At 50.5% G+C, this 21085-nt stretch carries 18 protein-coding genes and 4 pseudogenes; 10 read left to right on the plus strand and 12 right to left on the minus strand.

The window, feature by feature from the left end; all coding sequences use genetic code 11:
• Positions 1-183: 183 nt before the first annotated feature.
• Positions 184-366 carry a helix-turn-helix domain-containing protein gene (locus XM38_RS09385; RefSeq protein WP_202978861.1) on the minus strand — a complete coding sequence of 61 codons (183 nt, stop codon included), beginning with the start codon at positions 364-366 and terminating at the stop codon, positions 184-186.
• Here XM38_RS09385 and XM38_RS28830 point away from each other — a divergent pair.
• Together XM38_RS28830 and XM38_RS09395 are read left to right on the plus strand one after the other, a co-directional pair.
• Positions 359-1036, plus strand: a pseudogene (locus XM38_RS28830) (aldo/keto reductase); the annotation flags it as partial. The gene XM38_RS09385 and the pseudogene XM38_RS28830 sit on opposite strands and share 8 nt — an antisense overlap.
• 202 nt (positions 1037-1238) lie before the next feature.
• On the plus strand, positions 1239-1883 hold the full coding sequence (locus XM38_RS09395; RefSeq protein WP_080813669.1) for a Uma2 family endonuclease: 645 nt from the start codon (positions 1239-1241) through the stop codon (positions 1881-1883).
• A gap of 39 nt (positions 1884-1922) precedes the next feature.
• Here the strand turns inward: XM38_RS09395 and XM38_RS09400 are convergent, their stop codons facing one another.
• Entirely contained in the window at positions 1923-2657 is a 735-nt protein-coding gene (locus XM38_RS09400; protein ID WP_080813667.1) for a hypothetical protein, read from the minus strand.
• A 610-nt stretch (positions 2658-3267) separates the two neighbouring features.
• Between XM38_RS09400 and XM38_RS26905 the strand changes: the two genes are divergently transcribed.
• Positions 3268-4260 carry a DUF3102 domain-containing protein gene (locus XM38_RS26905; RefSeq protein WP_088429636.1) on the plus strand — a complete coding sequence of 331 codons (993 nt, stop codon included), beginning with the start codon at positions 3268-3270 and terminating at the stop codon, positions 4258-4260.
• A 64-nt stretch (positions 4261-4324) separates the two neighbouring features.
• Here XM38_RS26905 and XM38_RS28835 read toward each other — a convergent pair.
• The 5 genes and pseudogenes from XM38_RS28835 to XM38_RS09430 all read right to left on the minus strand — a co-directional run.
• Positions 4325-5020: pseudogene (locus XM38_RS28835) on the minus strand (4'-phosphopantetheinyl transferase family protein); the annotation flags it as partial.
• Between the two features lie 26 nt (positions 5021-5046).
• Positions 5047-5799, minus strand: coding sequence for a thioesterase II family protein (locus XM38_RS09415; protein WP_225889266.1), 753 nt, complete (start codon positions 5797-5799; stop codon positions 5047-5049).
• Between the two features lie 27 nt (positions 5800-5826).
• Positions 5827-6054, minus strand: coding sequence for an MbtH family protein (locus XM38_RS09420; protein WP_080813660.1), 228 nt, complete (start codon positions 6052-6054; stop codon positions 5827-5829).
• Positions 6055-6090: 36 nt separating this feature from the next.
• Positions 6091-6444: an MbtH domain protein gene (locus XM38_RS09425; protein ID WP_088429642.1), complete on the minus strand. Its 354-nt coding sequence runs from the start codon at positions 6442-6444 to the stop codon at positions 6091-6093.
• A 31-nt stretch (positions 6445-6475) separates the two neighbouring features.
• Positions 6476-6820, minus strand: a complete 345-nt coding sequence (locus XM38_RS09430; protein ID WP_080813656.1) for a hypothetical protein — start codon at positions 6818-6820, stop codon at positions 6476-6478.
• An 856-nt stretch (positions 6821-7676) separates the two neighbouring features.
• Between XM38_RS09430 and XM38_RS09435 the strand changes: the two genes are divergently transcribed.
• The 3 genes from XM38_RS09435 to XM38_RS09445 all read left to right on the plus strand — a co-directional run bounded on the left by XM38_RS09435 (position 7677) and on the right by XM38_RS09445 (position 12802).
• Complete coding sequence (locus XM38_RS09435) at positions 7677-10232, plus strand: TonB-dependent receptor (RefSeq protein ID WP_080813655.1); 2556 nt, start codon at positions 7677-7679, stop codon at positions 10230-10232.
• A gap of 17 nt (positions 10233-10249) precedes the next feature.
• Positions 10250-11290, plus strand: coding sequence for an ABC transporter substrate-binding protein (locus tag XM38_RS09440; RefSeq protein WP_080813653.1), 1041 nt, complete (start codon positions 10250-10252; stop codon positions 11288-11290).
• Between the two features lie 213 nt (positions 11291-11503).
• On the plus strand, positions 11504-12802 hold the full coding sequence (locus XM38_RS09445) for an MFS transporter (protein WP_080813651.1): 1299 nt from the start codon (positions 11504-11506) through the stop codon (positions 12800-12802).
• A gap of 189 nt (positions 12803-12991) precedes the next feature.
• On the opposite strand, the gene XM38_RS09450 is transcribed toward XM38_RS09445, so the two are convergent.
• Positions 12992-13363 carry a transposase gene (locus XM38_RS09450; protein WP_080813649.1) on the minus strand — a complete coding sequence of 124 codons (372 nt, stop codon included), beginning with the start codon at positions 13361-13363 and terminating at the stop codon, positions 12992-12994.
• A 26-nt stretch (positions 13364-13389) separates the two neighbouring features.
• Positions 13390-13755 carry a transposase gene (locus tag XM38_RS09455; protein ID WP_080813646.1) on the minus strand — a complete coding sequence of 122 codons (366 nt, stop codon included), beginning with the start codon at positions 13753-13755 and terminating at the stop codon, positions 13390-13392.
• Positions 13756-13814: 59 nt separating this feature from the next.
• Between XM38_RS09455 and XM38_RS09460 the strand changes: the two are divergent.
• Together XM38_RS09460 and XM38_RS09465 are read left to right on the plus strand one after the other, a co-directional pair.
• Positions 13815-14758, plus strand: a pseudogene (locus tag XM38_RS09460) (IS5 family transposase).
• A 48-nt stretch (positions 14759-14806) separates the two neighbouring features.
• Positions 14807-15709 (plus strand): annotated as a pseudogene (locus XM38_RS09465) (transposase); the annotation flags it as partial.
• Between the two features lie 54 nt (positions 15710-15763).
• On the opposite strand, the gene XM38_RS09470 reads toward XM38_RS09465, so the two are convergent.
• On the minus strand, positions 15764-16051 hold the full coding sequence (locus tag XM38_RS09470) for a helix-turn-helix domain-containing protein (protein WP_080813644.1): 288 nt from the start codon (positions 16049-16051) through the stop codon (positions 15764-15766).
• A 189-nt stretch (positions 16052-16240) separates the two neighbouring features.
• Between XM38_RS09470 and XM38_RS28840 the strand changes: the two genes are divergently transcribed.
• The gene (locus tag XM38_RS28840) at positions 16241-16402 is read left to right on the plus strand and encodes a winged helix-turn-helix domain-containing protein (RefSeq protein WP_137455064.1); all 162 of its coding nucleotides are present in this window, start codon (positions 16241-16243) and stop codon (positions 16400-16402) included.
• Positions 16366-16950 carry an IS630 family transposase gene (locus XM38_RS09480; RefSeq protein ID WP_080813641.1) on the plus strand — a complete coding sequence of 195 codons (585 nt, stop codon included), beginning with the start codon at positions 16366-16368 and terminating at the stop codon, positions 16948-16950. Before XM38_RS28840 ends, XM38_RS09480 begins: the two co-directional genes overlap by 37 nt.
• A 102-nt stretch (positions 16951-17052) precedes the next feature.
• Here the strand turns inward: XM38_RS09480 and XM38_RS09485 are convergent, their stop codons facing one another.
• Together XM38_RS09485 and XM38_RS09490 are read right to left on the minus strand one after the other, a co-directional pair.
• The gene (locus XM38_RS09485; RefSeq protein WP_080813639.1) at positions 17053-18027 is read right to left on the minus strand and encodes a cupin-like domain-containing protein; all 975 of its coding nucleotides are present in this window, start codon (positions 18025-18027) and stop codon (positions 17053-17055) included.
• A gap of 90 nt (positions 18028-18117) precedes the next feature.
• Complete coding sequence (locus XM38_RS09490) at positions 18118-21042, minus strand: aminotransferase class III-fold pyridoxal phosphate-dependent enzyme (protein ID WP_080813638.1); 2925 nt, start codon at positions 21040-21042, stop codon at positions 18118-18120.
• Positions 21043-21085 lie beyond the last annotated feature (43 nt).

The raw sequence follows: 21085 nt of genomic DNA on the forward strand, positions 1-21085 counted from the left end.
GGGAGAGATTTGACAAACCGTGTATAAATATTGTGTCGCATTGACTTTTGAGTCCTGATAGGGCACCATGATAGGCCCTGAGGTTGCTTTTATGGGAATACGGACTGTTTTTCGCCTAAAGCAGCTTACTGTCAACACCAGGACAGTAGCCTCGGTGTTGACCTGGCAACTCTATCTAAGCGCTCAAAGATTGTTGATGAACTGCTTTGGCGTCATTCCTTTGATCTGCTTAAACACATGGGTGAAGTGGGATTGATCGCTAAACCCAAACAGGTAAGCAACTTGAGCAATGGTGTCTCCCTGGTTGAGAAAATGAGTGGCTTTTTCAATGCGTCGCTTGAGTAGATATCTGTGGGGTGTCAGCACCGCCGATCTCTACACCAATGGCAACAGTGAGCGCATGCTGGGACGGTTTGTGAAGGAGAGCAGCACTCGCGATCGCATCGTCATCACCACCAAATTCAGCTACAACGCTGAACCGGGCAACCCCAACGCGGGCGGCAATGGACGCAAGAATATCCTCCGCGCCGTGGAAGGGTCATTGCAACGCCTGGGCACCGACTACATCGATGTCTACATCTTCATACCTGGGATCAGGTAACGCCTGCCGAGGAAGTCATGCGGACCCTGGATGATCTAGTGCGGTCAGGCAAAGTGCGCTACGTGGCCTTATCCGACTCTCCCGCCTGGTATGTGGCCCAGGCCCAGACCCTGGCCCAGGAGCGCTACTGGGAACCCATCAGCATCGTACAGCTGGAATATTCCTTAGCCGAACGCAACATCGAGTTTGAGTACATCCAAGCTACACCAGCTGCAAGATAACCTCGCTGCCCTGGACTTCGAGATTCCGGCAGAGCTACAGCAGCGGTTGGATCAGGTCAGCCGCCCTGAAACCCACTTTCCTTACACCTTCTTCGAACCTGGTCTGCAAGGCATGATCAACGGTGGAGCAACGGTAGGAGATAAGCCAACGTCCTATTATCCGCCTGTGCTAGTTCAAGGGGCTGGGGCTGGAGTCACTTCAAAGGATGTTTGAACAGGAAGCCTATTGGTGGCATAAGTCATACGATGCATAAACTCCTCGCCAACAAACCAGGAGGAGATTTGATCTCGGCAGCGGTCGGAGCGGGCTCCCTTCAGCAGACTTTCCATGGGCTCTCACCCTGCATCCGGCGATCGCGATAGACTAGTAAAGCTAACATTCGCCTATCACACCCCACAGGGCAGCCAGAGCAACAATGGCACTCGCAAGCGATCGACCCATCCAACCGATTTCCCTAAGTTTTGAGGCGTTTCTCGCTCAATATGGCGATGACAGCCGCTATGAACTCATTGATGGAGAACTGTTTGACTTGGAACCGACGGGGCCTCATGAGCAAGTGGCAGCAGCGATTGCCCGCTGGCTCAATTACGACATCGTGCAGCAAGGGGCCGATTACTTTATCCCCCATCGCTGCTTAATCAAACCCTTGGCAAACCAGACCGGGTTTCGCCCCGATGTGATCGTCTTAGATCGCGCCGCCCTTCCTCAAGAGCCGCTGTGGGCCAGCCAACCCGTTGTTACCCTCGGGAGCAGCATCAAATTTGTGGCGGAGGTCGTTAGCAGCAACTGGCAAAACGACTATGCCCGCAAACTTGAAGACTACGCCCTGCTGGGCATTCCAGAATACTGGATCGCCGACTATCAAGGACTCGGCGGCGAATTCTTCATTGGTCGGCCTAAACAACCCACGTTAACCGTCTGTATTTTGAACTCGGAAGGGCGTTACGACCGGCAACTGCTGCGCGGCGATCAGCGCATCACGTCTGCTGTCTTTCCCAACTTGAACCTGACCGCCAAAGTCATCCTCGGGTTGGATGAGTCGGCAAGATTTAGCGGATAGACCGTCTTTAACGGACTTTGCGATCGCAGAGCGAGGACTCTAGTACTTAAGCACCAGGGGAAGGGTAGGTCGAGCATCGAGAAGCTGGCCATGTCGGCCACCATCGAAGGTGAGCACGGCCAAGGGAGTCGTAGCAGTGCTCATCTCAACGCCTGCTTGGCAGAGGATGGCGTGCATGCGTGGGGCCAGCTGCGGATTTTGGGTGGCAATGGTGATGTCAGTTAATCGTCGGATGCCAAGGGGATGGGAGACGAGGTGTTGATGGGTTGGGCAGTTGAGGTTTAAGAGGGCCGCCAGGGTGATATGCTGCGGGACTAAAAAGCACAGGGGCTCTGCTTGATGGACTCGGTTTTCCGCTGAAAAGCAAACAGATGCCTCTGTGACTAACGTAGAGCCGCAGGCGGCAGGCTCTGTCCCCTGATGGGGCTTGCCACGAGGGGGCCGGGAGCGCAAGCCGAGGCCAAAGGGAGAGGCCCTCGTCTGGGGCCAATGGGCCCGAGCTAACAGGTCCACGCCCGTTTCGATGGCGCTGTGCGCCGCCGAGATGGGATCGGTGATCCAGATGAGTTCTAAGTAAACATTCTCAAAAAGGATGAGTCGAGCGGCGGTGCCATGCTCGGTTCGGTCAAGGGGTGGAGTCGAGCTGCAGAGGCCAAGCTGTTGTAGGCCTGATGCGGTGACTGGCGTTGGCAGGCAGATAAACAGATGGTCGATTTCTAGGGGGAGCGTTGCCTGCTGGGTACAGTCTGCGATCGCATGTCGACGATGGTTCATAAAAGTCCCCGATGGCACTAGGAAACACTTGGCAGGCCCCTCATAGAGAATACCGAAGCCAACTATTGAGAAAAATTCTCATCTGTCTGCTGTATTCTGTCAAGGGTGGTCTGGCCCATGGGAGGGAGTCTGCTGGGAAAATATCCTAGGCTCGCGAGTAAACAGATATATAATTGGAAATCTAGCGATTTATCGGCACTTACCCGGTTATCAGGGCCTTGACAACGTCAAGATTGTGCCCATTCGCCAGTTTTGAATCGAAGGCCCCAGGTTGGCTATGGGAGGGCCAGTCTCAGGATTTTCTCTGAGCAGGGCTTTAGGGAGACGGTTGATTTGATACACTTGACACAGCTGAGAACCAGTAAACTTGAGCTAAGGCATGGCTGGCTGGATACCGTCATGTTAGTTGGTTCGTTTAGAGCCGCACTCTTTAAGCCCGATTAACAGGCTGGGGCCATTAGGTCATGGGAGTGTTAACTTATTGACCGCACCATCATGGGGAGTTAACCTGATATGTTATCCCAGAGCAGGTATGACCTGCGAGGGTGTCGATCTGAATAGGGCCCTGGGGCTGTCGCACGTATGCTAGGTTGAGCATCATTAAATCAGCATGAGTAAACAGGATATCGTCAAACAGGCTGAGGTAGTCACGAGCTTCGACTATGACGGTCTTGAGCCTGGGCAACAGTCGGTTGTCCGACAGTGCACTGGTGAAATCAAAGAGCGCCTACAGCGTTCAGCCCAAGACATTTGGGAGGTGGGACAACGACTGGCAGAAGTACGGGCCTGTCTTCAATATGGGCAATTCGACTCCTGGCTGCAGGCAGAATTCGGCTGGAGTCGGCGCACGGCCTATAATTTTATTAATGTTTACGAGACGTTTCAAGAACGTGCAAATCTTGCACAACTCAATATTGCCACCTCCGCGCTCTATTTGCTAGCCGCCCCCTCTACTCCCCCTGAGGTGCGCCATGACTTCCTGAATCGGGCTAAGGCCGGGGAGAAAGTAACCCACAAGGAGCTCGCCCAGACCCTAAGGGGGAAACCCTCATCCTCTTCACCGCGGTCTTCATCCCAGCCCGCGCCTCCATCGAAACCGTCGACCACTGGCATCGTCAAGGTCATTCCCAAGTCGGCAGATTCCCGTGAGTCCCCCTCAGCAGCTACCTCCTCACCCCCATCGGTACCTGCCTCTGAGCTGGCCACCATCCAACCGGGCTGGTATCGCCTCGGTGGTCAGCATGTCCTGTTTTGCGGCGATACGGCCTCCGATCAGTTTGCTCAACGGGTGCCTCAGGTGGCCTTTGCCCTGGCCATCACCTCCAACGACTGGGATCATGACTGGCTCATCGATCAGGCCAGAACCGTGACAATTTTGGCCGAGGCCGACGTGCAGGCGGGCATGGTTGAGGCTCTGTTGCAGATGTTCTCAAACCCTCAGGAGTCGGTGCTGTTTCCCTGGCTCCCTCGGGCAGATATGCTGGCCATCGCCCATCGCCTTGGTCGTCGGGTATATGCCGGTGACGCCGATCCAGAACGTTGCCGTGCGGCCGTTGCGGCGGCGGGGTTAATCCCGCAGCCCCTGCCGCTGCATCAAAATTAAAGGCCATCCCACACCAGTGGCGCCGGCAGATGCGATCGCTTCCCTCTACCGCCAGGGTAGCCGCATACCCAGGGGCAGGGTTGACCTCATAGAGAGACCAATGCTCAGACATCGCCGGCTGCCATTGTACGTTGACCAGGGCAGGGAGTGCCTGGGGGGCCAGGGTCACCTCCACCTGGTCCAGCGGGGCCGATAATCCCTGTCCGATGGCCTTGAGAAAGGCCTCCTTACGGGTCCAGCCATGAAAAAACACCTGGGCTTGCTGAGAAGGAGGCACTTGCCGGAAAATAGCCTGCTCTCGCGGAGAAAAATATCCCGCGACTATCTCTTGGCAGGTGATATCGGAGCGAATCGCCTCTAGATCTACCCCCACCCGACGTCCCCAGGCAACCGCATAGAGGGCCAATCCCTGGGAATGGGAGAGGTTAAAGCAGAGCTCCTGGTCGCCCTGCCGTGGGACCAACGCCGGCTTGCCCCTAGAACCATAGTGAAAGGCGAGCGCTGGGGCGGCTTGCCCCAGGTAGTACCCCAGCAGTTGCCGCAGCCGCCCCCGGGCCACGATAAAGTGTTGGCGGTCGCGCTCGAAGTAAAAACGCTCGGCCCGGGCCCGCTCCCCCTCGCAGAGAACTTCATAGAGTGCCTCCACCGTCGACGGTGCCACCTCCAGGGACAGGCGCCAGAGATGAACCTGGTCAGGGGCAAGTACCAATGGGTTTGGGGGTAGCTGCCAATCCTCCTCGGCGGCAACAGTTACTGGCATCACGGAGACACCTCCTCAAGAGCAGATCACAGGGAAATCAATGAGGCCAAGGCTCGGTGGAGGGCTTGCCCTAGCATGGGTTGTGCCGCATGGAGAAAAAAGTGATCCCCAGGCAGCATCTGCAGCGAGAATCCTGAGCAGGTCTGCTGCCGCCAGGCTTCCAACATCTCACAGGTGACATCTGGATCCTGTAGTCCCCCAAATGCCGCGATTGGACAGTTAAGCGGGGGCGCGGGCTCATAGCCATAGGTCTCTAGCACCGCGAAGTCGGCCCTGAGGGTGGGCAACAGCAGCTGCATCAACTCTCGATTCTCCAGGACGGCCGCCGGTGTCCCATTCAAGCGCCGCAACTCGGCGATAAACTCGGCCTCTGGCAGGGCATGAATGGGGGGATCCGGATCGGGCCATTGGGGCGCCCGCCGCCCGGAGATAAACAGCTGCCCCGGCTGCCGCTGGAGCCGACGCAGCCGCCGGGCCACTTCGAAGCTCAGCAAGGCTCCCATGCTATGGCCAAAAAAGGCAAACGGCTTATCCAGGCAGGGCAGTAGTGCCTCAACGATGGCCTCGGCTAAGGGGGCTAATCGGTCAAACGGGGGCTCCCGCAACCGCATGCCCCGACCCGGCAGCTCAATCGGGCAGAGCTCAACGGTGGCTGGCAGATGCGCTTCCCAGCCGCGAAAGGTGAGGGCTCCTCCTCCAGCATAGGGAAAGCAGAATAGCCGTAAGGTAGCCTGGGGATTCGGACAGGGACAGGTAATCCAGGAATTGGGGGCGGCCATCGGCATAGGACGTATCAGGGTATGCGGCTAAGCTTGGTTTTGGGCAACCTGGTCCATTTGTTTTCGTAAACTCAGGGGCCGCATATCCGTCCAGACTTCTTTGATGTAGTCTAGACACTCGGGCTTGAGACCAGTCTTACCCACATCTCGCCAGCCCAGAGGGTTCTCGCGATAAGCCGGCCAGATGGAATACTGCTCTTCATGGTTAACGACAACCTTGTAAATCGTAGTATCTTCCTGGTCATCTCGATGCATGGGTCTTCCTCCAGAATAGGGTCGGCGCTGAGCCAGCTATTTTGCCAGGGTATCGGCCGGAGATAGCTCGGCTAAGGGGTCTAGATGCCCGGTGCCCTCTAGCGTCGTCAAATCAATATCGGCCACACAGCGGACCTTGACGTAGTTCAAGATCAACTCCCCGACTAGGTGAACCGTGCCGTTGGGTTGGTCAAAATCGGCTTGACCCAACTCGCAGGCATCGCCATCCAGCTTGACGCTTAACTCAGTGCCGCCCCGGGTATTGGTAAACTTAATGTGGACGTATCCCAGGTCTATGCGCTCCTTCAAGGCGGCAGCGGTCTTCTCTGGTCGTAAGCTGACTTCGACCGGGTGCTCCCCGGTGGACAAACGCTGGACGAGTTCATTCATGGTTGACTTCCTGAAATAATCAACAGCTCAGTTAGGGGGCGGCATTGGCGCCCACGGGCTCATTGACGGTCTCATTGACGGTGCTGGAGGCGTAGTCTGGAATCTCAAATTCCAGCACAGTACGGCAAAATTCTTGCCATTCCGGCGTGATCTGGTCGAAGATAATGTTTTCATCCTTGAAGATGCCATCAGTGACAACATAGTTCTCCTGCAGGTAGAAGATGTCGTCATCGCTGAGTTGCCGATTGACCTCTACCTCTGTACCGTCAATCTTTTTCGTTTCCTTGCGAGTATTGTCGCTGCGCTCTGTCCATTGACTAAACTCACGCAAACGCTTAACAGGATAGGCTTTGCAATATTTGCCCATAGTGGCCATTGATATACCTCACGGTTAGTGCTACAGCAGTAGTATTCAGGCTCGCGACATGAGAAATGATTGAAGCTCTCCCAGAAGACCTAAGGGATTTCAATATCGGGGGCTACGAGACCTGAAATTCCCTTTATGGCTTCGATCTATCGAGAAAAAATTGAGTTTGAATTTTTCCTGATCAACACTCGACTAGCAACACTAAAACTTGACTGACTACCACAAGCCCAGCGTCTAAAAAGCTAATGCTATCGTCAAGGAGACAGCCTGTCCACAAGCCCTAGCCAATGATTCGCCTCTACAGGGCTAGGAAGGTAGAGAGATGATCAGTTTATTGGCATACACTCTCAACTGAGACACCAATTACAGTAACCCAGGACGCTCAAATTGGCAAGGAATTTTCTTTGCTTTTAAGATTCATGTCCGGACGCGCTTGAGGTAGCAAATATCACATGTCCGCAATATATTGCGGCGGCGATTCATTAACACAGCTGATGGCTATTCATGCTGAAATCGATATGCTCCACGGCAACGAGATTCCTCAAGCTGTCCGTGGCTAACTGATCTGCGCCGTCGTCTTTCGCCGCTGTTTTGGGATCAATCCCGCGTGGCTGGCTTTCAATGCTCCACCTCATCATCCTGCAACCTCTGGTTAGCCCTCATGGAGGATAACGCTCCTGGTTAACCAGGCATTTTTCATCAGAACTATTCCAAATAGTCAGATATTCTGATACGCTTCTTGAGAGCTATTCCGATCTGGAGTTGCGTGAGTTAGGAAAGCTAGGTGGGAACAAGCCTGCCATGTAATTACTGTACTATCCAGTTCGACGTCGGAATTCTGTCCAGTGGTGTGGGAGTAATAGTGATGAATCAACTAAAATGCCTTGTTTGGCTCACCGGTATCTTCTCAATGGTTTTTGCTGCAGGAGCCAGGGCCGAAATGCAACCCTCGCCGGTGGCTTCTGAAGAAGCCACAACGGCGCAGCACCTGCATGACATTGAATCCCCGGCGACTACAGTAGGGGAGTGGCTAGCCCAAATCGAAGCGGCGATCGTCGAGATTACCGGCGTGCGGGTTGAAAGCAGCGAGACTGGTTTGCAAGTAATATTGGAGACCGCTGACGGAGATCTGTCTGTTCCGACCACAGAAACCGTAGGCAATGCCCTCGTGGCAGAGATTCCCAATGCGGTGCTGGCATTGCCGGAAGGAGACGAGTTTCAGGCAACCGACCCAGCTGCAGGCATTGCCCGGGTGTCAGTGACGGCTGTGGGCCAGGATCGCATTCAGGTAGCGATTACGGGCACCGATGCGCCACCAGAAGCGACCGTGAATGCCGAAGCTGGCAATTTGGTCTGGACTGTCGTGCCAGGCATTGCCCAAGTCGATGATGCCGATGATGCGATCGAAATTGTAGTAACCGGTGAGCAAGACACTGGGTATCGGGTTGAGCGGGCGACCACAGCCACCCGGACTGACACCCCGATTCGGGATATTCCTCAGTCGATTCAAGTTGTCCCCCGGCAAGTATTAGAGGATCAGCAAGTGATTCGATTGCGCGAAGCACTGCGCAATGTTAGTGGAGTCATCCAGGGAAATACAACAGGTAATACAGTTCCATCATTTATTATCCGTGGGTTTGAACAACTTAATGTTGGAACGGACGGTTCAGGTACCATTTATCGGGACGGTTTTCGTGAAAACTTTGAAGCACTGAGAGATACTGCCAATATAGAACAGATAGAAGTGCTTAAAGGTCCGGCATCGATTCTCTTTGGCAATTTAGAACCGGGCGGTATCATCAACTTGGTAACAGAAAGACCGCTGGCTACTCCCTCTTATGAAGCACAACTACAAGTGGGAAGCTTTGGCTTCGTGCGGCCCACCATCGATCTCACAGGACCCTTAAATTCAGACAGAAGCCTACTCTACCGTTTCAACGCTGCTTACGAGCGCGAAGATGGCTTTCGTAATTTCGATCAAGATGTCAATCATGTCTTTGTGGCACCAGAAATCACCTGGCAAATTAGCGATCATACTGACATCGCCATAGAGCTAGAGTATTTGTATGATGAACGCCCTTTTGATCGAGGGGTAGTAGCGATTGGTAACGAGGTGGCAGATATTCCTTTCGATCGCGTTCTAGGCGAACTAGATGATAAAGAAAGACGAGAAATTCTCAGTACTGGATATCGATTAGAACATCAGTTTAACGACAACCTGCGGCTCCGTAACGCTTTTCGATTTAATACTACTCTCAACGGCAACAATAATTCTGTTCAAAACCTGGCAGTGGATGAAGTGACCGGAGAACTCAGTAGAATATTCGTTGATGTTGAAGATGACCAAAGTAGTTACGCTCTTTACACCAACTTGGTCGGCGAATTTACAACCGGACCAATTGCTCACACACTTTTATTTGGCATAGATCTGGAACGCATTATAGATATCGCTGACGTTCGATTCGGAGCAGCGCCTAGCATTAATATTTTCGATCCAGTTTACGGCCAAGTTCCTCGTCCCGAGCGAGATGAACTGCAGAATGTTTCTCTCAGAGACTCTACTATAGACACCTTGGGAATCTATTTGCAAGATCAAGTTACGATTCGCCCTGACTTAAAACTCCTCATCGGTGGACGATTTGACTTATATCATCGAGAACAGACCCGAAGCTTTAATGGTAATGAGAGTAGTGTAGAACAAGATGATCAGGCCTTCTCTCCACGAGTTGGCGTTGTTTATCAACCAATTGAACCATTGTCTCTCTATGCCAGTTTCACGCGATCGTTTGCGCCCAACACTGGCACAGCTTTCGATGGCTCTATCTTAGATCCTACTCGTGGCACTCAGTATGAGATTGGACTTAGAGGCGAGTTTTTTGAGGACAGGCTGACAGCCAATCTAGCCGCTTTCCATCTCACTAGAACTAATGTTGCTACTGCCGATCCAGATAATCCCAACTTTAGTATTGCCGTTGGGGAGCAGCGCAGTCAAGGGATTGAATTAGATGTGGCAGGTGAAATTCTGCCCGGTTGGAATATCATTGCCTCCTATGCCTACACGGATGCCGAAATTACAGACGACAATACCTTCCCAGAAGGCAATAGCCTGTTTGGTGTCCCTAAAAATGCCGCTAGTCTTTGGACGACCTATGAACTTCAGCGAGGAGATTTGCAAGGATTAGGTTTTGGATTGGGGTTATTTTTTGTGGGTGAACGTCCAGGTGATTTGGCTAACTCTTTTGAGGTAGATAGCTATATCCGTACCGATGCCAGCGTGTTTTACCAGCGAGATAACTGGCGAGCTGGCATTAACATCCAAAATCTCTTTGATATTGACTATATCGAATCCGCTTCTCGCAGAACACGCATTAATCCTGGAATACCTTTTACCGTTTTGGGGACAGTATCCATTGAATTTTAACGCTATTTGATTTTCGGATGAAACAAAGTAAACGTGAGATATTCCAAAAAATTTGTGCAATCAGCTTACTACTGCTGAGCTCAGCTTGCAATCAGAGATTATCTCAAAATTCAGCATCAACTACGACACAGTCAACAGCCGACTGCCGGGTCGTTGAGCATGATGCCGGAGATACACAGGTTTGCGGGCAGCCGCAACGAGTAGCTACGCTCAGCCCTTATGTACTAGATATGATGCTGGCACTGGGGGTGCAGCCTGTTGGACATGTCGAATACTATTCAAGCACGCGCCAACAGTTCGATCGCCCAAGTGAACAAATTCCCTACTTAGGCGATCGCATCACAACGCAACCATTGAATCTTGGTGAGCGCCAAACTCCCTCCCTGGAAACACTGACTTTGCTTAAGCCAGATCTAATTTTGGGCGAACGTTGGCACTTTCAGAGTTATGACTTGTTCTCAAAAGTTGCCCCTACTGTATTGGTTGATTATGGCGAGGGTGGTGGCTGGCAAGAAGACATCCACCCCATTGCTAAAGCACTCGATCGCGAATCAGAAGCAGAACAAGTCATCGCGGTCCATGAACAGCAGGTGGCAGCCGTTCAACGCAAGTTAGCGTCGGTATTGGCAACTAATCCACGATTGTTATTGATCACTACAGTTGACAATTTGAGCGGCTCGATACATCTCTTTAATAAAGACACGCCAGGAACCCTGTTGGAACGTATTGGCTTTGAATTAATTGGATCGGAAGGGGTGAAACGAGGAACTGGCAAAACAATTTCAGTCGAAGTGTTGGCACAGTTTAGTCCTGATATTGTAATTGTCTCAGGCTCGCAGTATGGATCCCACGATCCGGAATTAAATAAGTTCAAACAGCAATGGAACCAAATCCCAATTCTACAAACCATGAAGGCCAACCGTAACGGATGTGTGTACTTTGTCGACAACTTACTTTGGGGTGGCAATGTTCGGGGTCCTATTTCTGAAGAAATCGTTATGGAGCAGCTTCCTGAACTGTTACTGCCACCCTGTCAAAATTCAAAACCTGAAAACTGAACAGGACTTACGCAGTTGAATGAATTTCGCCTCCCCCTACCCAACCACAAGTTGGGGGGAACCAACTCATATTTATCTTTCCCCCCAGAATTGGGGGGAACCAAAGGGGGGCAAGGGGGAAAGTGCGTAACTCCTGCTGAAATCCTCCTTGAGAAACCAGATTTTTGTCAGCTGCAAATTCTTTATTCACACTCTTAAGCAGTAAGCAGTATTATGCGTACCTTCTTCATTATTTGGTTGGGTCAATTTATCTCGGCGAACGGCAGTCGGATGACCAACTTTGCGATTAAAATTTGGGCTTGGGAACAAACTGGGCAAGTCACAACGCTCACCCTAATGGCATTTGTCAGTCTGCTTCCAGGAATATTGATTGCCCCAGTCGCGGGCTTAGTAGTCGATCGCTACAGTCGCAAACAATTGATGATGTTAGGTGACACAGTTGCAATTGGAGCAACCCTAATACTCTTGCTGCTTTACTTAGACAACAGCTTGCGAATTTGGCATATATACGTTGTTTCACTAGTTGAAGTGACATTTTATCAATTCCAACACTTGGCTTACTCAGCCTCCATTTCAATGTTGGTACCCAAGCAACACTATACTCGCGCCAGCAGCATGGAATTTCTGTCTTTCTATGGTGCGCTGGTTGTTGCCCCGGCTCTAGCAGGATCTCTCTATTACATCATTGGTTTTCCAGGTATTGTACTCATCGATATCATCACCTTTTCACTGGCGATTCTGACTGTCATATGGGTTCATATTCCTCAACCAATTATGACGCAGCTACCAAAGTTGCAAAAAGCGACGATTATAAGTGAGTTGCATTTTGGATTCCGGTATGTGAAGGGACATCCTAGCCTTTTTGCCTTGTTAACAGCGGTTGCCTTGTTTAACTTACCGATGGATTTAAGTGATGCCCTCTATTCACCGCTGATCCTGGCCCGAACTGACAATGATGCAGTAGTGTTAGGAACCTTAGCCTCAGCAGCAGGCATTGGCGGGGTGATTGGAGCTTCATTCATGAGTATTTGGGGGGGTCACAAGCGACGAATTAATGGTGTCTTAAGTGGCATGATTGGCGTCGGAATTAGCAAGTTTATCTTTGGCTTGAGCCGAACCATATTTATTTGGATTCCAGCTCAAGTCTGTTCCTCCTTCAATTTCCCAGTGATTGGAGGATCTGATCAAGCCATCTGGTTAAGCAAAGTTGAACCAGAACTGCAAGGACGCGTCTTTGCAGCTAATCAAATGGCTCGAAAAATGACGCTGGCGGTTGCCTTTTTAGTCGCTGGCCCCCTTGCTGATTATGTCTTTGAACCGGCTATGATGCCATCTGGTAGTCTAGCCCCAATATTCGGAGGATTATTCGGAACTGGTAGAGGTGCAGGCATTGCCCTCCTCTATGCACTCTGCGCTATTTGTATGTTGCTTGTGGGCTTTGCTGGCTACGCCTTCCCTCTTCTTCGCAACGTCGAATGCAGCATGCCCGATCATGATTCTTCCTCAGTTTAAGGAGATCCATAACTACATGACCACAACTATTGTCAGATGCTGTGTTTTCTTGTCAAGCAAATTGCCAGCACTATAACGCTGCGCCTGCATTCGCCTGTCCGTAATTGAGTTCAGAGGATATTTGGAAAGTACCCTGCAACCTTGCTCCAGACTGGATTCTGACCAACAGAGCCATACGCTCTAAAACGCTTACCCTGCAGGGCTTTCAGCCGAGTTTTCAAATGTCCTCTCAAAGGGACTTCGATGTTTCAACACGCCATAGACGATATGGAGGAGTTTACGCATCACTGCACCCACCGCCGCCATTTTACTTTTGCCACGTTTGAGTAATCGCTCGTAAAAGGCCTTGAGTTCAGGGTTGTAGCGTGTTGCACAGACAGCAGGCATGAACAATGCCTTGCGCAGCCGAGCATTACCAACTTTGGATAAACAGGGACGTTTCTTCACCGACGTACCCGATTGTTTGTCTCGAGGTGTTAAGCCACAATAGGCTGCTAGCTGACGAGCGTTACTAAATCGGCTCAGATCTGCGTATTTGCATAACTTCGGGCTCTTGGCCACTTTTGGTGATCCTTAATACCAATTCTCTAAATTCCGGCTACAGATAGAGACTCCAATATTGAAGCTCTCCCTGTAATCGAGGCGATGGTGCCCGTCGACAACGCAAGTAATTGCTCCCGGATCACCTGCCGCAATTCATCCAAGGTTTTAGGACGGCACCAGCGCAATCGTTTTTTGAGGTATTGCCAGACTTGCTCAATGGGATTGCATTCCGGGGAATGCGCCGGTTGAAACATCAAGATGATGTTGTCGGGCACCTGTAGGCGCTTGGCCTTGTGCCATCCCGCTTGGTCGAGTTGGATAATTAAGAGACTGTCGGGATATTGCTCTGCAACGAGTTTGAGAAAGATCTCGAAGCAGTCGGTATTGCAGTGGGGCGTTGTTGCATGAATAGGGCGTTACGGACAGGGTAATGGCATAAGGTTAAAGTACCATCCAAAACCTGACGCCGATGCAGTACCGAGTCCGTAACTGGTCTGAGTATAACGCTGGCCTGAAGCAGCGTGGAAGTCTCACCATTTGGTTGAGCGAGGATGCCCTCAAACAGTGGTTGGTGACCACGCCCACGGGACGGCGAGGAGCCTCTAAGACCTACAGTGATACGGCGATAGCGACGGTGGCGACCCTCAAGAGCTTGTTTCACTTAGCCGGTGCGTATTTGCAGCCGGACGTCAAGCTCAGGGCTTTGTGGAATCGGTGTTTCAGCTGATGAACATACCCTTGCCGGTGCCCGACCACAGTACGGTATCGCGCCGATTGGCAGCCTTATCGGTGGCGATGCCGATTCAGCCTGCCGGTGGGGCTCGTCATATCGTGGTGGATTCCACCGGTATCAAAGTCTACGGGGAAGGGGAATGGAAAGCCCGGCAGCATGGCGTGAGCAAGCGGCGTACCTGGCGCAAGCTTCATCTTGGTGTCGATGAGGCGACCGGTGAGATCAGGGTCGCTGAGGTCACCACCCACGACTATCACGACAGCGAAATTCTTCCCAGTTTGCTCGATGGCATCGATGGTGAGATTGCCCAAGTCTCGGGCGATGGGGCCTACGACACCTTTGCTTGCCATGAGGCCATTGCCCAACGGAGCGCTGTGGCCACGATTCCGCCGCGACACGATGCCCAGCCCTGTCGGCCCCAGGAGGAGACCCCGACTCACCCGAGAGACCAGATTTTGCAGAGCATTGAGCAGGTTGGACGGGCGGCCTGGAAGCAAGAGAGCGGCTATCATCGTCGGTCGTTGGCCGAAACCACGATGTTTCGCCTCAAAGTCACCTTTGGGGGGCATGTTCGCTCTCGGAGCTTTGACAACCAGGCCGTTGAACTCTTCTTGCAGTGTGCCGCGCTCAACCGCATGATTCAATTGGCCAAGCCCGATAGCTATCCGGTTGAGGCTTAGTTCACGGTTCTGACCACGGAACCCCTGACTCACACACTATTCATGCAACAAAGCCTTAGGCGAGTTGAACAAGCCACATTAGCGCCTCAAGACAACACCTCTGCTCAGCCTCCTACGCCTGTCCTGTTGGTGCCAAACCAAGCAGCTGAAAGTAAACGGGATCAGCGCTTGGAGCGCTATGAACAAGTCCATGCTTTACGACAGCAAGGCTATCAAATCAAAGACATTGCTCATCATCTCGGCATGGGCAAACGCACTGTCTACACCTACCTGTCCCATGAGACTTTTCCAGAATGGCAACCTCCCATTCGACGACGTGGCAGTGGCCTTGATCCTTACAAAGGATATCTCCTTGAACAATGGCAGCAAGGCCAACAACAAACCAAACAACTGTTCATTGACATCCAAAAGCAAGGCTATCAGGGCAGCTATGCCACCGTGGCCCGTTACACAAGGCAACTGCGTCAGTCACCGCCTCAAGCTCAGCCTCCACCTGAGACTCTCAACGATTTCCCGGGGCGAGGGCCTGCGCCTCAAAATCAAACTGCTTCGTCAACTTCCTTAAGTGCCCGCCGTGCGGCTTGGTTACTCTTGCAGCGGGCTGAAAGCCTCACCACTGAGCAGAAGCAAACGCTGGAGCATCTCTATCAACAACCCGAGTTGACTGACGCGATTACCTTAGCCCAAGGCTTTATCGAACTGGTGCGTCAGCGGCTACCAGAAGATTTGGACGGTTGGTTGGCGAAGGCAGCCAATAGCTCGGTCAAAGTATTTCAGACGTTTGCGAAGGGCCTCAAGGAAGACTACGACGCCGTCAAAGCAGGTTTGACCTTGGAGGTGAGCAATGGCCCCGTCGAAGGCCTCAATAATCGGCTCAAAATGTTAAAGCGACAGATGTTTGGCCGCGCTGGGCTGGATCTGTTAGCCAAACGGTTCATTTTGACCAGTTAAGGATCACCCAAAGTGGCCAAGAGCCCGAAGTTGGCGTGAATCAGGTGCCGAAGTTCATGCGATTTTGCAGGCCAAGCGCTCAGCTAGTTGGACCAAAGTCGCATCGTTGTCCGCTTCGACTAACTCCCGTAACACCTCATGATGAGAGGCTTGAAGCGTGGGTTGAGGGCCCCCAGTATAGGGTTTGGGGGCAATGCTGCCGGTGGCTTGATACTGTTTCACCAGGAGACGGACGCTATCTTGACTCACTTGAAAGCGCTTGGCTAATTGTCGAATCGACCCTTCGCCTCGCTCATACAGGGTGACGATGCGGCGACGTAAATCGGCAGAGTGGGGGCACATAGGGACTACCAGAGCAGTACAAAAGAGCGTACTGCATAAGCTTGCACACCGCTATACCTTCATGCTCCAGGGACTTGAGCTAGAGATCCCGCCCAATAGCAGTTGAATTTCCAAAATGAGAATTGCTGGCTATTACAGGACCCGCCTGCGGACGGCGATCTGTGGGATGGTCCGAAAGTAGCGCAGTGGATGAGCGGCGTGTTAGGACGCCCAATCCATCCTCAGCGTGGTTGGGAATATCTCAAAAGTCTGGAGATGCGTCGCCGTCGTCCTCGTCCCGCTCACATTGACAGTGACATCGAAGTGCAAACGGCGTGGAAAAAAAACTCCCAACTCTCCTCGCCGACTTGAAGGCAACGTATCCTGAGGCGACTTTTCGAGTTTGGGCAGAAGATGAACATCGCATTGGCTTGCACCCCGTCAATCGCATGGTGTGGGTGCCCCTCGGCGAGACACCCATCGCTCCCGTGAACTTCAAATATGAGTGGCTGTGGCTCATCGGCTTTGTCGAGCCGAGCAGTGGTGAAACCTATTGGTGGATTGTGCCCCGGTTAAATTGGCCGATTCTCGAACGGGTCCTGGCGGATTTTGCCCAGGCTTTTGAGGTCAGTGCCACTAATCGCATAGTGTTGGTGCTCGACCAAGCCAGTTTCCATACGACTCATAAGTTAACAGTTCCAGACGGGATGCACTTGCTGTTTCTACCCCCGCGCTCACCTGAACTCCAACCCGCAGAACGACTCTGGCCACTCACGAACGAGGCCATTGCCAACCGCAGCTTTGAGTCTTTAGATGAGTTGGAAGCCGTCACAGCTCATCGATGCCGGGTGCTCATGAACCGTCCTGAGTTTATGCGTGGGATAACTGGATATCACTGGTGGCTTGAGGCGGTAGCATGAGCGTGCTTGTTCAAACGGATTTTATATTAAGAAGCGCAGTGCCTTAGCCCGATTTTTAGTCCATCATGGCACACCAGATGCAGCACTGTAGATAGCATGGAATCAGATTAAGCCAACTCTGAATAAAGCGTTACCCAACCAGGGAAATTCTAAGAGAAGTGGCAAAAGACGACCTTTAATAGGAGCAATATCTCTAAATGATTGAAATGCCAATTCAGAGTTACACTCATTTAGGATATTGGTATTTAATGAAATGCTATCTTCAAGGTTTTTGACCTGATGCCACCATCTTGGAGGAATATAGATCACTTCCCCTGGTTCTAATACCGCTTCTATGGGTTTGGCATGGGCATAGAGTGGAAATTGATTGAGATTAGGACTGAAAGCATTCACTTCTCCGCCGTATAGGAAATCCCCTTGATCCGGTGAGAAAAATATGATTTTTTTGCGTCCAGAAGTCAATGCAACCCATGCTGGCAAATCGTATGAATCGATGTGGAGACCAATAGATGAATCTTTAGGGCCGATATACACGGTAGAGCGCTCCAGTCGATATTTCTTTTGCAGTTCCATTGGTAAGCGTTCGAGCCAATTGGGAAAATAAACAGGCACATCATAATCTTGACGTAGCTCAGGAAAGGAAGAGAGCCGTAATTCTTCCAAATAAAGAGAGCGTTGACGATCGTGGCTAGCTAAGTAGTCGAGATAGTCTGCCAGTTTCATGGTGATGTCTTGATTCCGGCTTCTAATTCCCTCAGAACAATCTGTGACCGTCACATTGATCGAGCCATAGGTTGACCTAAAAAAATCCAACGTCCATTTTGTTAAGGCAGGCCAGTTTTTAATAACATCTGTGAGAATAACAGGCTTGCAAACAGAGGCGTAGTCTCTAATAAATTCTTCGTAAGAAAGTTGACTGCGGCGATCGATCAAAGCAACGGCTTCCCAGGAAACCTTAAATTGTTTCTTTTGCCATACTCGTTTGAGAAAATAAGTGGCAAGCAATACGGTAATGCCTAAGATAGGTAAAGCAAGTCCTAACCAGAAAATATTAAAATGAGAGAGCAGTAATTGCATTGTTATACCAGGATTAAGTATTTCAAATTAGGAAAACTATGAGGATAAAAAGCAATGGCCAGTTAGTTGCCAACAGTTTGACTTCTATTCTTAGTTTGTCTGATTAAGATAACTGTTTAACTGCTCAGCTAAGACTTGTACCTGAGGTTTAGCGAGCATCGTATAATGATTTCCAGGCACAACAACGACCTCTACTGATTCAGAAGAGAGTTGATCCCATCCCCAACTCAAATCATCGGGGTAAGCGGCTCCTTCATCGCTATCTTTGCCCTGGAAAAGCAGCAATCGCTCTGGGTAAATAATTTGAGGTAAATAGTTTTGATAAGCTCGCAAGTTGCTCTTATAAAGCTTGAATAAGAGACAGAATTGGTGAAAATCAATATCAGTTGGCATTAAGTTAGCTGCCTGCAATTGGTCTAGGAAATAATTTAACTTCTCTGCGGTTGGCAGTTTCCGTAATGTGTTGAATCGATCGTGGAACGTTGATAAATCGTACCCAGCGGCACCAGCTATATCTCTAGCAAAACCGACTAATGCTGTAACATCAAAATCACTCTCAACCTCCGCAGGCTTGCTTCTGGAAATGGGCGCTGGATTATCTAGCAATGCCAGCAGTTCGATCAAATGCCCTTGCTTTTGCAATTGTTGTGCCATTTCAAACGCAATGAAGCTTCCCATTGACCAAGATACCAACAGGTATGGACCTTCTGGTTGAGCAAGACGAAGTGTTTCAATATAATGAGCTGCCATGTCTTCTATGCGAGTATAGGGTTCGCGATCTCCGTACAGACCGAGTGCTTGCAACCCATAGCACGGGCGATCGGTGCCCAAACTGCGTACCAGTTGGTTGTAGCAAAGGACTGTTCCACCCATCGAATGGATGAAAAATAGGGGTCTCTTAGAACCTTGTGACTGTATTTTAATTAGAGGGGCTTCAATGTCTGGTTTGCTAAATTTTGTGAATGATGAGTTTACTGCTGTATATCCATATTTTGTTGTAGAACTGGGCTGTAAAAACTCAACCTCTTGCAATTCTACAACACTCTCCTTAACAGCTCGAATAACCTGCTCAATTTCTTCATCTGTGTGGGAAGTTGATAGAAAAAGTCGGCGATTTTCTAAGGCGTAAACCCCTTTTTCTAAAAGATGATAAAACAATAAATCTATTCCTTTGAGAGTAGATGGATGGGTAAAACGAAAAAGTGAACCAAAATGAACAACCTGAATAGGTAACTGTTTCTGTTCAAAATAAGTATTAAGCGTTGTAGCTAATTGTGTTGTCTTCCGAGTTAAGGTTTCCTGGAGTAATGGTCCACTATGCTTGAGATGGTTGAGTGCAGCCCAAGCGGCCGCCATGACAAGCGGGTGTTTAAAGTAAGTTCCTGCAAATATAGTGGTTTCTGTCTGAGGATATGACGCATCCCCATAGTTCCAAAAGCCACCATCCAAAGCATCCATCAAGGCAGCTTTACCCGCTACAGCACCAATGGGAAAACCCACCCCAATTGCCTTGGCATAGGTCGTTAAGTCGGCGCGAATATTCCATAGCGCCTGTACGCCTCCAGGGTGGGTACGAAAGCCAGTAATCACCTCGTCGAAAATCAGGACAACGCCTGCGCTCTCAGTCCATTGCCTCAATTCATGCAAAAACGCTTTGGGTTGAAAACCGGGTCGCTCACTCTGGACTGGCTCAACCAAAACAGCCGCCAATTCGTGAGCGTGGGCTTTCAAGATGTTAAGAGATTGAGGATTTCCATAGTCTAAAACGATGGCTTGATCAGCTTTATATGACGGGATTCCCGGTGCATTGGGTACAGAATCTGGTGTTCCATCTCCACTGGGAATCCCCGTCGCTAACACATCATCCAAATTGCCATGAAATGAGCCAGTGAAAAAAGCAATCTTGGAACGTCCAGTGACGGCACGTGCAATTCGGATGGCTCCCTCTATCGCGTCTTTACCAGAATTGCAAAAAGCAACCCGTTCTTGCCCGGTCAACTCACAGATTAATTCAGCGACGTTACCTGCTAGCCGCGATTGGGGACCCAGTTGAATCCCTTGCTGAATCTGCTGTTGAATCGCTTCTACAACAAAAGAGGGGGAATGCCCGAACAGAAGCGCACCAAATCCCATTGACATATCAATGTACTCATTGTCGTCAATGTCCCAAATTTTGGCCCCAGCAGCTCGTTGCGTGTAAATTGGATATACTAATTCTTTGATAGCAAGATTGAACCCGCTGACGGCTCTGGGATTAGCATGACAGGGGCGGTGTATTTGGGTGAGCTGTTTGGATTTTTGGGTGAGCTGGCTCAGACGCTCAATTAATCCTTCTAAATGGTTTTGTTGACGAGTGCTCAATGTCTCTTTTTGAGGAGCGATTGCCCTTTTAGGTGGACTTGTACGATTGCTTGAGTGATTTTGGTTTTCCTGAGGCAATGAGGTAGAGGTTGTTGTTTGCTGTATATCTAACGGCGTAGAGACAGGTGTTCTGGCTTCCGAAGGAGATAATGTTTGCTGCTTTGATAAAGTATTGTGGCGCAACAAGTCTAGCTGTTTAGCCATTACTTGAAGCTGTTGTGCCAAGAGCTGTTTGACAGCAGTATTAGGAGTTGATATTTTTGGGAAATTTTCCAGCAAAGATGTTCCATTTTGACTCACTGTAGAGCTAGTAGACCGTTGTGATTCATTAACATCGGGAATAGACTCTGTTGCTGACTCTTCCAGAGGTCTCTGTTTAGAGATATAAATAGCAAGGTCGTGAATCGTTGGAGTATTCTCAAGCAATAAACGTAGAGAAACATTGATATCAAACTGTTTTCTGACCGCTCCACTCAGTTGCAGGGTGTGAATGGACTCTAGCCCCATTTCAAAAAAATGGGTGTGAACATCGATCGCAGAAGGATGGACACCCAGGATATCACTGGCAATCCTTGTGAGTTCTCCCAGGATTCTCTGAGTTGATGCATCGATCGGGGAAGAATTTGATATCGGCTGAACTTGAGAATGAGTCATCAGCAGTTCCTTGGTTTGCTATATTCTTGTGTGACTGAGGGAT

The sequence above is a fragment of the Halomicronema hongdechloris C2206 genome (assembly GCF_002075285.3).
Classification (GTDB): domain Bacteria; phylum Cyanobacteriota; class Cyanobacteriia; order Phormidesmidales; family Phormidesmidaceae; genus Halomicronema_B; species Halomicronema_B hongdechloris.